14 protein-coding genes are annotated in these 13,505 nt (G+C 50.5%); all 14 read right to left on the reverse strand.

Annotation, left to right across the window (positions count from 1 at the left end):
• Positions 1-8 precede the first annotated feature (8 nt).
• A complete protein-coding gene (gene lpfB-O113 / locus ACJHYW_RS13780; protein WP_000088122.1) occupies positions 9-740 on the reverse strand; it encodes a long polar fimbrial chaperone LpfB-O113 in 732 nt (243 codons plus the stop codon).
• A 47-nt stretch (positions 741-787) separates the two neighbouring features.
• Positions 788-1,360, reverse strand: coding sequence for a long polar fimbria major subunit LpfA-O113 (gene lpfA-O113 / locus ACJHYW_RS13785; RefSeq protein ID WP_000827811.1), 573 nt, complete (start codon positions 1,358-1,360; stop codon positions 788-790).
• Positions 1,361-1,667: 307 nt separating this feature from the next.
• Positions 1,668-3,497, reverse strand: coding sequence for a glutamine--fructose-6-phosphate transaminase (isomerizing) (gene glmS / locus ACJHYW_RS13790; RefSeq protein WP_000334081.1), 1,830 nt, complete (start codon positions 3,495-3,497; stop codon positions 1,668-1,670).
• Positions 3,498-3,658: 161 nt separating this feature from the next.
• Positions 3,659-5,029, reverse strand: a complete 1,371-nt coding sequence (gene glmU, locus ACJHYW_RS13795) for a bifunctional UDP-N-acetylglucosamine diphosphorylase/glucosamine-1-phosphate N-acetyltransferase GlmU (protein WP_000933723.1) — start codon at positions 5,027-5,029, stop codon at positions 3,659-3,661.
• A gap of 348 nt (positions 5,030-5,377) precedes the next feature.
• Positions 5,378-5,797: a F0F1 ATP synthase subunit epsilon gene (locus tag ACJHYW_RS13800; protein WP_001251965.1), complete on the reverse strand. Its 420-nt coding sequence runs from the start codon at positions 5,795-5,797 to the stop codon at positions 5,378-5,380.
• Between the two features lie 20 nt (positions 5,798-5,817).
• Positions 5,818-7,200: a F0F1 ATP synthase subunit beta gene (gene atpD, locus ACJHYW_RS13805; protein ID WP_000190506.1), complete on the reverse strand. Its 1,383-nt coding sequence runs from the start codon at positions 7,198-7,200 to the stop codon at positions 5,818-5,820.
• 26 nt (positions 7,201-7,226) lie between these two features.
• Positions 7,227-8,090, reverse strand: a complete 864-nt coding sequence (gene atpG, locus ACJHYW_RS13810) for a F0F1 ATP synthase subunit gamma (RefSeq protein WP_000896498.1) — start codon at positions 8,088-8,090, stop codon at positions 7,227-7,229.
• 50 nt (positions 8,091-8,140) lie between these two features.
• Entirely contained in the window at positions 8,141-9,682 is a 1,542-nt protein-coding gene (gene atpA / locus ACJHYW_RS13815) for a F0F1 ATP synthase subunit alpha (RefSeq protein ID WP_001176745.1), read from the reverse strand.
• Positions 9,683-9,694: 12 nt separating this feature from the next.
• Positions 9,695-10,228, reverse strand: coding sequence for a F0F1 ATP synthase subunit delta (gene atpH, locus ACJHYW_RS13820; protein WP_001288583.1), 534 nt, complete (start codon positions 10,226-10,228; stop codon positions 9,695-9,697).
• A gap of 14 nt (positions 10,229-10,242) precedes the next feature.
• Positions 10,243-10,713 (reverse strand): F0F1 ATP synthase subunit B, encoded by a 471-nt coding sequence (gene atpF, locus ACJHYW_RS13825; protein ID WP_001052219.1) that lies wholly within the window; start codon positions 10,711-10,713, stop codon positions 10,243-10,245.
• Positions 10,714-10,774: 61 nt separating this feature from the next.
• A complete protein-coding gene (gene atpE, locus ACJHYW_RS13830; RefSeq protein WP_000429386.1) occupies positions 10,775-11,014 on the reverse strand; it encodes a F0F1 ATP synthase subunit C in 240 nt (79 codons plus the stop codon).
• Positions 11,015-11,060: 46 nt separating this feature from the next.
• Positions 11,061-11,876: a F0F1 ATP synthase subunit A gene (atpB, locus tag ACJHYW_RS13835; RefSeq protein WP_000135618.1), complete on the reverse strand. Its 816-nt coding sequence runs from the start codon at positions 11,874-11,876 to the stop codon at positions 11,061-11,063.
• Positions 11,877-11,884: 8 nt separating this feature from the next.
• Positions 11,885-12,265, reverse strand: coding sequence for a F0F1 ATP synthase subunit I (gene atpI / locus ACJHYW_RS13840; protein ID WP_000116695.1), 381 nt, complete (start codon positions 12,263-12,265; stop codon positions 11,885-11,887).
• Positions 12,266-12,881: 616 nt separating this feature from the next.
• Positions 12,882-13,505 (reverse strand): 16S rRNA (guanine(527)-N(7))-methyltransferase RsmG, encoded by a 624-nt coding sequence (gene rsmG, locus ACJHYW_RS13845; RefSeq protein ID WP_000932839.1) that lies wholly within the window; start codon positions 13,503-13,505, stop codon positions 12,882-12,884.

Here is a 13,505-nt window from a genome sequence, read left to right on the forward strand (position 1 = left end):
TCCCTTGCTTACAGCGTCATTTTTATCGGGTCACTGACTGCGCCGTAATCATTAATAAATCGCCAGATCATTTGGCCTCCCGCAGAATTAGCAGGTAAAGGTAACGTGAGCGTTTCAAAAGGACGGATCATGTTGAGGGGCACATCATGACCATCAACGATGACATCCATCACACTGATATGAATCGGGTTGGGATTCTCTGCAATCAGGTTTCGCCCTTCCCGGTGCCACTTCACCTTCGGTGCAGCATCTTCGGGAATCAGGCGAATGCTTGCCGGTCGCCAGAACAGCTTGATACGCGTTTTAACTGCGATTTCCAGTGAGTTCGCCGCTTTGTTGCTCGCAGAGGGCGGAATATTTTTAATATTTAGCCAGAAGACTGACTCGCGATCATCAGGCAATGACACACCTTTGGTGTGAATAATACGTAATACTTTTTCTTGCGCGGGTTCTAATCGTGATACCGGAGGAATAACGGTAAACGGTGCTTTGCTTTTATCCTCTTTATTAAACGGATCTACCCATGCCTGGATGAGATAAGGAATTTTTTCTTCCTTGCTAAATACAGAAATAGATTTATCTGGGTTATTACTTAAGTAAACTACCCGTGTACCACCAATGACAACGCCTGCATAGGTTAATGCTGGTTGGACTAAAAAAACACTGAGTATAATCGCGGTAAATAACTTACATGAAACGGTTGTTTTAAAGAGCCTGATTAAACAACTTTTTCTGGACATAACGACTCCCTGGCCAAAGCCAACTGAATAAAAAGGCCCTTGATAAATTATTTCTTATATTCGACAGTAAATTGTGAATCGGCGTTCGCCGTACCCGCCGTTACGGTTGCATTGGTTGCCACATAGCGTGCAATAAACTTCATTTCAGCCTTGCCTTCCGCGTCGATAGCGGTATAGGCAGAATCGTTATAAAGTTTAACCTGCGAGTTATCTGACTGGTTAAAAATACGAATACCGACACCCGTTGCCGCAATCGCTTGTCCTGTACCGGTAAAATCGCCAGGGTTGCCCGCTGTAAGCGGCGTACCCACTTTCAGGTCGCCGTCGCCGCCAGGCGCTTCTGTACCATCAAAACGAACGGCTGCCTGAGTGTAGGTTGCCGGGCACTTTTCAAGCTTAATACTGAACTGCTGTGGTGACGCCAGACTACCTACACCTGAAAAAGCATTTTTACTGACTTTACCCAGTGGGACGGTTTGATCGGCTGTATCGGAGGTAACTTCACAAGTAGTGTCGACAATTTCACCGACGAAGTGAACAACACCATCTTCTGCCAGTGCATGTCCGGCCAGCATTAAAGATGCCAGAGTGAATGCACCGCCTATAATATTACGCTTCATAAAAACTCCATTGATATAATATATCCTTTACCATGAATCATCACTTAAAATAATAAGTGTGCTTTGATTCACAGGCATAGTACACCAATGAGATAGTTTTATCTAAAAATAATATTAATTACTCAATCTTAAATATAAATTTATTATTTAAATATTATTAAAACAGCAAGAAATCAAGTTTATTATCAGACATTATCAATAATTCAGAATATATTTATATCAATGGGTATATGAATAATGGAATTATTGATATCACTTATAAAAAAAGGGCCGCCGGTCGGCAGCCCTTTTCTATCAACGAGAGATATTACTCAACCGTTACCGATTTTGCCAGGTTACGCGGCTGGTCAACGTCGGTGCCTTTGATCAGCGCAACGTGGTAAGCCAGTAGTTGCAGCGGAACGGTGTAGAAGATCGGTGCAATCACCTCTTCCACATGCGGCATCTCAATGATGTGCATGTTGTCACTGCTCACAAAACCCGCATCCTGATCGGCGAAGACATACAACTGACCGCCACGCGCGCGAACTTCTTCAATGTTGGATTTCAGTTTTTCCAGCAATTCGTTGTTCGGTGCAACGACGATAACCGGCATATCGGCATCTATCAGCGCCAGCGGACCGTGTTTCAGTTCGCCAGCAGCGTAGGCTTCAGCGTGAATGTAAGAGATCTCTTTCAGCTTCAATGCACCTTCCAGCGCGATTGGGTACTGATCGCCACGGCCCAGGAACAGCGCGTGATGTTTGTCAGAGAAATCTTCTGCCAGCGCTTCAATGCGTTTGTCCTGAGACAGCATCTGCTCAATACGGCTCGGCAGCGCCTGCAGACCATGCACGATGTCATGTTCAATGGAGGCATCCAGACCTTTCAGGCGAGACAGCTTCGCCACCAGCATCAACAGCACAGTTAACTGGGTGGTGAATGCTTTAGTAGACGCCACGCCGATTTCCGTACCGGCGTTGGTCATCAGCGCCAGATCAGATTCGCGTACCAGAGAAGAACCCGGAACGTTACAGATAGCCAGCGAACCAAGGTAACCCAGATCTTTCGACAGACGCAGGCCCGCCAGGGTATCCGCGGTTTCGCCAGACTGCGACAGAGTGATCATCAAGCTATTGCGACGCACAGCAGATTTGCGATAGCGGAATTCAGAGGCGATTTCAACGTCGCACGGAATGCCTGCCAACGATTCAAACCAGTAACGGGAAACCATACCGGAGTTGTAAGAAGTACCGCAGGCGAGGATCTGAATATGCTCAACCTTCGACAGCAGTTCGTCGGCGTTCGGTCCCAGCTCGCTTAAATCTACCTGACCGTGGCTGATGCGCCCGGTAAGGGTGTTTTTGATCGCGTTCGGCTGTTCGTAGATCTCTTTCTGCATATAGTGGCGGTAAATACCTTTATCGCCCGCGTCATATTGCAGATTGGATTCGATATCCTGACGTTTTACTTCCGCGCCAGTTTTATCGAAGATGTTTACCGAACGGCGAGTGATTTCCGCAATATCGCCCTCTTCAAGGAAGATAAAGCGACGGGTCACCGGCAGCAACGCCAGCTGGTCAGAAGCGATAAAGTTTTCGCCCATGCCCAGACCAATCACCAGCGGGCTACCAGAACGTGCCGCCAGCAGGGTATCCGGGTGACGGGAGTCCATGATCACTGTACCGTACGCACCACGCAGTTGCGGGATAGCACGCAGAACTGCCTCACGCAGAGTACCGCCTTGTTTCAGCTCCCAGTTCACCAGATGGGCAATCACTTCGGTGTCGGTTTCAGAAACGAAGGTATAGCCACGCGCTTTTAACTCTTCACGCAGCGGTTCATGGTTTTCGATGATGCCGTTATGCACCACCACAATGTGTTCAGAAACATGCGGATGCGCGTTAGCTTCTGAAGGTTCACCGTGGGTTGCCCAGCGAGTATGAGCAATACCGGTGCCGCCATGCAGAGGATGTTCTTCCGCTGCCTGAGCCAGCATCTGGACTTTACCGAGGCGACGCAGGCGGGTCATATGACCTTCTGCATCAACAACGGCCAGACCGGCAGAGTCATATCCGCGGTATTCAAGACGACGTAAACCTTCAAGAAGGATTTCTGCTACATCACGTTGCGCGATCGCGCCAACAATTCCACACATAGTTTTTGATTCCGATTTATATCGTTGTCGGTCAACCTGTATGCCCGTTTTTTCGGGCGCCCCGAGCCTTGTAGAGAGTGGGGTTATTTTTATAGTTACTGCTTGTGGGCGGGAGATTATGTTATCTCCTCATCCCATATGACCGGATTTCCCAGCCAGAATTACTTTTTCTTTACCGGACGACGCCAGCCTTCTTTCTGAGTCTGCGGCACACGGCTGATCGCCAGGGCATTTTCGCCGACATTACGCGTCACAGTTGTACCCGCAGCAATGGTCGCGCCTTTGCCTACTGTTACCGGGGCCACCAGCTGAGTGTCGGAACCGACAAACACATCGTCGCCGATAATGGTCTTAAATTTATTCGCACCGTCGTAGTTGCAGGTAATGGTTCCCGCGCCGATGTTAACGTTATCGCCAATTTCCGCATCGCCCAGATAAGTCAGATGCCCGGCTTTCGAGCCTTTACCCAGACGCGCTTTTTTCATCTCAACGAAGTTACCGACGTGTGCACCTTCCAGCAACTCAGCACCAGGACGCAGACGGGCAAACGGGCCAATGGTACAGGCCGCCGCCAGATTCGCGTCTTCCACAACGGTATACGGGCTAATTTCGCAATCATCGCCAATCACGCTGTTTTTAATCACACAACCGGTGCCGATTTTCACGCGATGACCGAGAGTCACGTTGCCCTCGATGATAACGTTAGTATCAATTTCAACATCGCGCCCGTGAGTAAGCGTACCGCGCAGATCAAAACGCGCCGGATCGCGCAGCATAACGCCTGCTAACAGCAGTTTTTCAGCCTGTTCGAACTGGTAAACGCGCTCCAGTCGGGAGAGTTGCAGGCGGTTATTCACGCCTTCTACTTCGCTTAAACGTTGCGGATGAACGGCGACGATTTCACGTCCTTCCTGATACGCCAGCGCAATAATGTCGGTGATGTAGTATTCGCCCTGCGCGTTATTGTTGGTCAGCTTCGCCAGCCAGCGTTTCATATCAGCGCCGTTGGCAATCAGAATGCCGGTGTTGATCTCCTGAATCTGACGCTGCTCGTCGGTGGCGTCTTTGTGCTCAACAATGCCGGTAACTTTGCCGTTTTCACGGGTGATACGTCCATAACCGGTCGGATCATCCAGTTTTACCGTCAGCAGACCAATGCCACCCTGCGGTTTAGCATCACGCAGGCGCTGGAGTGTTTCGACAGAGATCAGCGGCACGTCGCCGTAGAGCATTAAAATGTCTTCATCATCGGCAAAGAAAGGTGCGGCCTGCTGCATTGCATGACCCGTACCCAGCTGCTCTGCCTGAAGCACCCAGTTCAGGTTGTCGTCTTTCAGCGCCTGCTTAAGCAGATCGCCGCCGTGACCGTACACCAGGTGAACGTGCGCTGCGCCTAATTCATTCGCAGCATCAATGACATGCTGAACCATCGCTTTCCCGGCAAGGGTATGCAGCACTTTCGGAAGATCGGAATACATGCGCGTGCCTTTACCTGCGGCAAGGATCACTACGCTCATAGCATTATTCAACATACGCGTCCTGACTGTAATTTGAGAACGAATTTAAACCGCTTCACCTTGAAAAAACTACATTTTTTTCATCGTGAAATGGACAGAGGATAAATTGTTCAATAACGGATTATCCCCGCTGACGAAAGCGCCATTTTCGACCATCGTCACGCCTTTTGTCTGCAGAAAATTAAGGCAATACCTTCATTTAAGCGTCAGGTGGATGTTTTTGCTCTTATTTCGATCAATGAATAAACGGGAAAACAGGGGGTTTTATATCAGCAGGATCTATGTGAACGCTCTTCAGGACGGGTCACGCGTAAAAAAAGCCAGCCTGTTTCCAGACTGGCTTTTGTGCTTTTCAAGCCGGTGTTACATCGCTTTTTTGGTCAACTCGATAACGCGCAGCTGCGCGATCGCTTTGGCCAGTTCCGCAGACGCCTGAGCGTAATCTACGTCGCCGTGAGAGCTGCTAATGTGCTCTTCAGCCTTACGTTTCGCTTCCATGGCTCGCGCTTCGTCGAGATCCTGGCCGCGAATTGCGGTGTCGGCCAGAACGGTCACGTTGCCAGGCTGCACTTCAAGAATGCCGCCAGACAGATAGATAAACTCTTCGTGACCGTGCTGTTTCACGATGCGAATCATACCAGGCTTAATGGCGGTGAGCAGCGGTGCGTGGCCAGGGTAGATCCCCAGTTCACCTTCGCTACCCGTTACCTGGATTTTCTCGACCAGACCAGAGAACATTTGTTGCTCTGCACTGACGACGTCCAGGTGGTAAGTCATTGCCATATCACCCTCCGATTAAGGCGTTAAAGTTTTTTGGCTTTTTCCACAGCTTCTTCGATGGAACCGACCATGTAGAACGCCTGCTCCGGCAGGTGATCGTATTCGCCTTCCATGATGCCTTTAAAGCCACGGATGGTGTCTTTCAGGGAGACGTATTTACCCGGAGAACCGGTGAATACTTCTGCCACGAAGAACGGCTGGGACAGGAAGCGCTGGATCTTACGAGCACGCGCTACCACCAGTTTGTCTTCTTCAGACAGTTCATCCATACCCAGGATGGCGATGATGTCTTTCAGTTCCTGATAACGTTGCAGGATGGACTGAACGCCACGCGCGGTGTCGTAGTGTTCCTGACCAACCACCAGCGGGTCCAGCTGACGGCTGGTGGAGTCCAGCGGGTCAACGGCCGGGTAGATACCCAGAGACGCGATCTGACGGCTCAGTACCACGGTTGCGTCAAGGTGCGCAAAGGTGGTTGCCGGAGACGGGTCAGTCAAGTCATCCGCAGGTACGTATACTGCCTGTACGGAGGTGATAGAACCAGTTTTGGTGGAGGTGATACGTTCCTGCAGAACGCCCATCTCTTCCGCCAGGGTCGGCTGATAACCTACCGCTGAAGGCATACGGCCCAGCAGTGCGGATACTTCCGTACCGGCCAGGGTGTAACGATAGATGTTGTCAACGAACAGCAGAACGTCACGACCTTCGTCACGGAATTTCTCAGCCATGGTCAGACCGGTCAGAGCAACGCGCAGACGGTTTCCCGGCGGCTCGTTCATCTGGCCATACACCAGGGATACTTTGTCGATAACGTTGGAGTCGGTCATTTCGTGGTAGAAGTCGTTACCCTCACGAGTACGTTCACCTACGCCCGCAAACACAGAGTAACCGGAGTGCTCGATCGCGATGTTACGAATAAGCTCCATCATGTTTACGGTTTTACCTACACCCGCACCACCGAACAGACCAACTTTACCGCCCTTAGCGAACGGACACATCAGGTCGATAACTTTGATACCGGTTTCCAGCAGTTCCTGAGAGTTTGACAGCTCTTCGTAGGAAGGTGCTGCGCGGTGAATCGCCCAACGCTCTTCTTCACCGATCTCGCCTTTCATGTCGACCGGTTCACCCAGTACGTTCATGATACGGCCCAGAGTCGCTTTACCTACCGGGACTTCGATCGGGTGTTCGAGGTCTTTTACATCCAGACCGCGACGCAGACCGTCGGAGGAACCCATTGCGATGGTACGCACGATACCGCCGCCGAGCTGCTGCTGAACTTCCAGCACCAGACGCTCATTACCATTTTGCACCTCAAGAGCATCGTACACGCGCGGTACGGCATCCTGAGGGAATTCGACGTCAACTACGGCGCCGATTACCTGGACAATCTTTCCAGTAGCCATCTTAAATCCTCTACGAAATAACCTGTTTAAACCGCGGCGGCCCCCGAGACGATCTCGGTGAGTTCCTGAGTAATGCTGGCCTGACGAGCTTTGTTGTATACCAACTGCAGCTCTTTAATCAGGCTGCCGCCATTGTCGGTCGCGGCTTTCATCGCCACCATACGGGCGGCCTGCTCGCTGGCCAGGTTTTCAACCACGCCCTGATAAACCTGAGATTCGACATAACGACGCAGCAGGGTATCCAGCAACGCCTTCGGATCGGGTTCGTACAGGTAATCCCAGGATTTATGTTTCAGATCATCATCATCTGATGCCGGTAACGGCAGCAGCTGGCTGATGGTCGGAACCTGAGACATGGTGTTAATAAATTTGTTGCTGACAATGTAAAGCTTGTCCAGACGGCCTTCGTCGTAGGCCTGCAACATCACTTTTACCGGACCGATCAGTTCGGACAGGGAAGGGTTATCCCCCATGCCGGTGACCTGGGCAACAACATTGCCGCCCACGGAGTTGAAGAACGACACGCCTTTCGAGCCGATCATTGCGAGGTCGCATTGAACGCCTTTGTCGGTCCAGGTCTTCATTTCCGCCAGCAGTTTTTTGAACAGGTTAATGTTCAAACCACCGCACAAACCACGGTCGGTCGACACCACCAGGTAGCCCACGCGTTTAACGTCGCGGTCTTCCAGGTAAGGGTGCTTATATTCCAGATTACCGTGTGCAAGGTGACCAATCACTTTGCGCATGGTTTCTGCATAAGGACGGCTGGCCGCCATGCGATCCTGCGATTTACGCATTTTGGAAGCGGCGACCATCTCCATCGCTTTAGTGATCTTTTGCGTGTTCTGGACGCTTGCGATCTTACTACGTATCTCTTTTGCGCCGGCCATGAGCTTCTCCTCAATGCCTTGCGGCCTGCCCTAAGGCAAGCCGCCAGACGTTACCAGGATTGGGTTGCTTTGAAGGAATCGAGGATGCCTTTCAGCTTGCCTTCGATTTCGTCGTTGTAGCCACCGGTCTGGTTGATCTCTTGCATCAACGGAGCGTGATCACGGTCGACGTAAGCCAGCAGAGCGGCTTCGAAACTGCCGATTTTCGACAGTTCAACATCCGCCAGGTAACCACGTTCTGCTGCGAACAGAACCAGAGACTGTTGCGCTACGGACATCGGCGCATACTGTTTCTGTTTCAGCAGTTCGGTCACTTTCTGACCGTGGTCAAGCTGCTTACGTGTTGCATCGTCAAGGTCGGATGCAAACTGAGAGAACGCTGCCAGTTCACGATACTGTGCCAGAGCGGTACGGATACCACCGGACAGTTTTTTCATGATCTTGGTCTGTGCTGCACCACCAACACGGGATACGGAAATACCCGGGTTAACCGCAGGACGAATACCGGCGTTGAACAGGTTGGTTTCCAGGAAGATCTGACCATCGGTAATGGAGATTACGTTGGTCGGAACGAACGCAGAAACGTCACCCGCCTGAGTTTCGATAATCGGCAGCGCGGTCAGAGAACCGGTTTTCCCTTTCACTTCACCTTTGGTGAAGGCTTCAACGTATTCGGCGTTAACACGCGCAGCACGCTCCAGCAGACGAGAGTGGAGGTAGAATACGTCGCCCGGGAATGCTTCACGTCCTGGCGGACGACGGAGCAGCAGGGAGATCTGACGGTAAGCAACAGCCTGTTTAGACAGGTCATCGTAAATGATCAGCGCATCTTCACCGCGGTCACGGAAGTATTCGCCCATTGCGCAACCGGCATACGGAGCCAGATATTGCAGTGCAGCGGATTCAGACGCGGTTGCTACCACAACGATGGTGTTAGCCAGTGCGCCGTGCTCTTCCAGTTTACGTACCACGTTAGAAATGGTGGACGCTTTCTGGCCGATAGCGACATAGATACATTTGATACCGGAATCGCGCTGGTTGATGATGGCATCGATAGCCAGTGCGGTTTTACCGGTCTGACGGTCACCGATGATCAATTCACGCTGACCACGACCAATTGGGATCATGGAGTCAACGGCTTTATAACCGGTCTGTACCGGCTGATCTACGGACTGACGTTCGATAACGCCCGGAGCGATTGCTTCTACAGCAGAGAAGCCGTCGTGATCCAGCGGACCTTTACCGTCGATTGGTGCACCCAGAGTGTTAACCACACGGCCCAGCAGGCCACGGCCAACCGGAACTTCCAGGATACGGCCAGTACACTTAACTTTCATGCCTTCGGCAAGGTCAGCGTACGGACCCATAACAACCGCACCTACAGAGTCGCGCTCGAGGTTCAGTGCGATAGCGTAACGGTTACCCGGCAGGGAGATCATTTCACCCTGCATACAATCGGCCAGGCCGTGAATGCGGATAACACCGTCACTTACAGAAACAATAGTACCTTCGTTGTGAGCTTCACTCACAACATTGAACTGAGCAATGCGCTGCTTGATCAGTTCGCTGATTTCGGTGGAATTCAGTTGCATGCTCCAGTCCCCTTAAGACTGCAAGACGTCTGCAAGGCGCTCAAGACGACCGCGTACGCTGCCATCAATGACCATATCACCCGCTCGGATGATAACGCCTGCCATTACAGACTTATCGATTTTGCAATTCAGCTTAACTTTGCGTGACAGACGTTTTTCCATCGCAGCAGAAATTTTCGCGAGCTGTTGTTCACTCAGTGCGGCAGCGGAAATGACGTCTACCTCAGCGGTAGCCTCACTCACGGCACGCAGGTGAATAAACTGCTCCAGAACATCCGGGAGCGCCTTAAGACGACCATTTTCAGCCATTACCCGAATCAGGTTCTGACCGTTTTCGTCCAGTTGCTCACCACAAACTGCGATAAACGACTCGGCGAGCGTTTCTGGCGCAAGCGCGCCAGAGAGAAGCTCTGCCATTTGTTCGTTTTTGGTTACCTCGGCGGCAAACGCCAGCATGTCCTGCCAGCGTTCTACACTTTGGTGTTCGACGGCAAAGTCAAAAGCTGCTTTGGCGTAGGGGCGAGCTACCGTAATAAATTCAGACATCAGCCCCTCCCTCCTTACAGTTCAGCGACAAGTTTATCCACGATGTCGCTGTTAGCAGCTTCATCCACGGAACGTTCGATGATCTTCTCGGCGCCAGCAACAGCCAGGATAGCAACTTGCTTACGCAGCTCTTCACGGGCACGTTTACGCTCGGCTTCAATTTCCGCCTGCGCCTGGGCCACGATTTTAGTACGTTCCTGCTCTGCTTCAGCTTTAGCTTCGTCCAGAATCTGCGAGCGGCGTTTGTTCGCCTGCTCGATGATTACCTGGGCTTCCGCTTTCGCTTTTTTCAGCTGGTCGGTCGCGCTGGCCTTTGCAAGGTCAAGGTCCTTATGTGCTCGTTCTGCGGAAGCAAGGCCGTCAGCAATTTCTTTTTGACGTTTTTCGATGGCTGCCATTAATGGCGGCCATACGTACTTCATGCAGAACAGAACGAACAGGACAAACGCGATGGCCTGGCCGAGGATTGTTGCGTTAAGATTCACAGCACAATGCCTCTATTTAGTTAACGTTCTGATATTGCTCTTTAAATAAAAGCAACGCTTACTACGCGACAGCGAACATCACGTACAGACCCAGACCTACAGCGATCATCGGGATAGCATCCACCAGACCCATAACGATAAAGAACTGAGTACGCAGCAGAGGAATCAGATCAGGTTGACGCGCTGCGCCTTCCAGGAATTTACCCCCGAGGATGCCGATACCGATCGCAGCACCGATTGCCGCCAGACCCATCATCACAGCGGCAGCCATGTACAGCAGATCCATATTCAGGTTTTCCATGACAGTCTCCAGTTTGTTTCAGTTAAAACGTAGTAGTGTTGGTAAATTAATGTTCTTCAGACGCCATCGACAGATAGACGATCGTCAGAACCATGAAGATAAAGGCTTGCAGCGTAATGATCAGGATGTGGAAAATGGCCCACGGCACATTCAGGATCCACTGTGACCACCACGGCAACAGACCAGCAATCAGAATGAAAATCAGCTCACCGGCATACATGTTACCGAACAGTCGCAAACCGAGTGAAACTGGTTTGGACAGCAGGCTTACCCCTTCAAGGATTAAGTTGACAGGAATGAACGCCCAGTGATTGAACGGCTGCAGCGTCAACTCTTTCGTGAAGCCGCCGATGCCTTTCATTTTGATGCTGTAGAACAGAATCAGGATAAATACGCCCAGTGCCATAGACAGCGTTACGTTCACGTCCGCAGACGGAACCACACGCAGTGCAGGCAGACCCAGTACATGTTCAGCAATGTACGGCAGCAGGTCGATAGGCAGTAAATCCATCAGGTTCATCAGGAATACCCAGACGAAGATCGTCAGGGCCAGCGGAGCAATCAGCTTGCTTTTGCCATGGTACATGTCTTTCACGCTACCATTAACAAAGCCGATCACCAGCTCAATCGCGGTCTGAAACTTACCTGGCACACCGCTGGTCGCCTTTTTGGCTACGCTACGGAATAAAACCAGGAACAACAGACCCAGCACCACCGAGAAGAACATGGAGTCAATATTGATTGTCCAGAAGGTGGCTGGGGGGTTATGTGGATCCACCAGCGAGAATGTACGCAGGTCCAGCTGAAGGTTGTTCAGGTGGTGTCCTATGTAATCCTGCGGCGTCATATTTTCTGAAGCCATGATGCCTTTTACCCTTTGTTGTTAATTACAGCCGGTGCCAGTATCTGAACCACCAGCACCAAAACCCACGTAACGATCAGCGGCAAGAATACCGCCTTTAAAACCGCCAACGCCACCACCAGTAACACCAACATCGCCAGAACTTTGAAAGCTTCGCCAAATGCGAATGTCCAGGCCACCCGGCCTTTCGCTGGTGTATGCGCCTGGTGACGCCAGGCAAATATCATAAACAAAACGTTAGGCAGAAAGACTGCCAGGCCCCCGCTTATTGCAGAGACGCCCCAGAAGGGGTCTTTGAGGCTGAACAGCAATCCACTTGCTATCACCACCAGTAACTGAACGAGCAGAAGCTTCCGAGCAACGTTTCGACTCACGAGCGACACAGACATCACGTTTTTCACTCCTGCTCCCTTCGAGGTATGCCGCGTGTCGTATAAAACTTTCTTTAAGGCTTAGAGTCAAGCATCAAAAAGCGGTCAAATTATACGGTGCGCCCCCGTGATTTCAAACAATAAGTAGCCAAAAGGTGAATAAATGTTTAAATATTTTTCCAGTGCATACAATTGCGACTTTTCTGCAAACCCTGTTCGATCATGAAAAACTGTAAATAACGCGTAAACACTGGTGATAAAGCGTGCTTCAGATCACATATTGAGCATGTTCGCGCACAGCATATTTATTTACTTGGCAAATGATGCCTTTGCAAGTTTATGATATTTCAGTCTAAAAACAGATACTGTTTTAATAAATGACATTTACACAACAAAAACCACCCATTGACATTTTTAATAATGTTTTAACAGCCAATGATGATTCTTAGCGCCGATTTTTAGCAGACTGATATTTTCACTTATGACTTATTTTCTGCTTACCAAAAAAAGCCACGTTACTTTGTTGATGCAAAAGAGTGAACGTGGCGTTAAATGTAACCAGTTATATCAGTAGAAAACCTGGTTGTTGTTAACAGTCTAACCGGTCAATTTTTTATGATTTTTTTGATAAAAATTAAATTTTATTTGCTTTAATCACCACCAGATGACGTTCGCCATCCAGGGCTGGAACCTGAAGTTTAACCACTGATTCGACCTGATATTCTTCGGGCAACAAAGCGATTTCATCTTCCGGCATTTGCCCTTTCAGCGCGTAGAAACGGCCTTGCTCACCTGGAAGATGGTGGCACCAGCTCACCATATCGTTCAGAGAGGCAAAAGCGCGGCTAATTACGCCATCAAATGGCGGCTCTGACGGAAACTCTTCTACCCTGCTCTGTACTGGCTCAATATTCTCCAGTTTAAGCTCATGTTGCACCTGACGAAGGAAACGCACGCGTTTACCAAGGCTATCCAACAACGTGAAGTGGGCTTCAGGACGCACGATAGAGAGTGGAATGCCAGGCAGTCCTGGCCCGGTGCCGACATCGATAAACCGTTCACCTTGCAGATACGGAGCTACCACAATGCTATCGAGAATATGGCGTACCAGCATCTCATTAGGATCGCGAACCGAAGTCAGGTTGTACGCTTTATTCCATTTATGCAGCATATTCACGTAGGCAATAAGCTGGTTTTTCTGGTGATCGGTAAGCGAAATACCTGCGTCTTTCAGCAGTAAGGAGAGTTTGTTGAGCAC

This window comes from Escherichia sp. WS3063, from assembly GCF_046486595.1.
Lineage (GTDB): Bacteria > Pseudomonadota > Gammaproteobacteria > Enterobacterales > Enterobacteriaceae > Escherichia > Escherichia coli.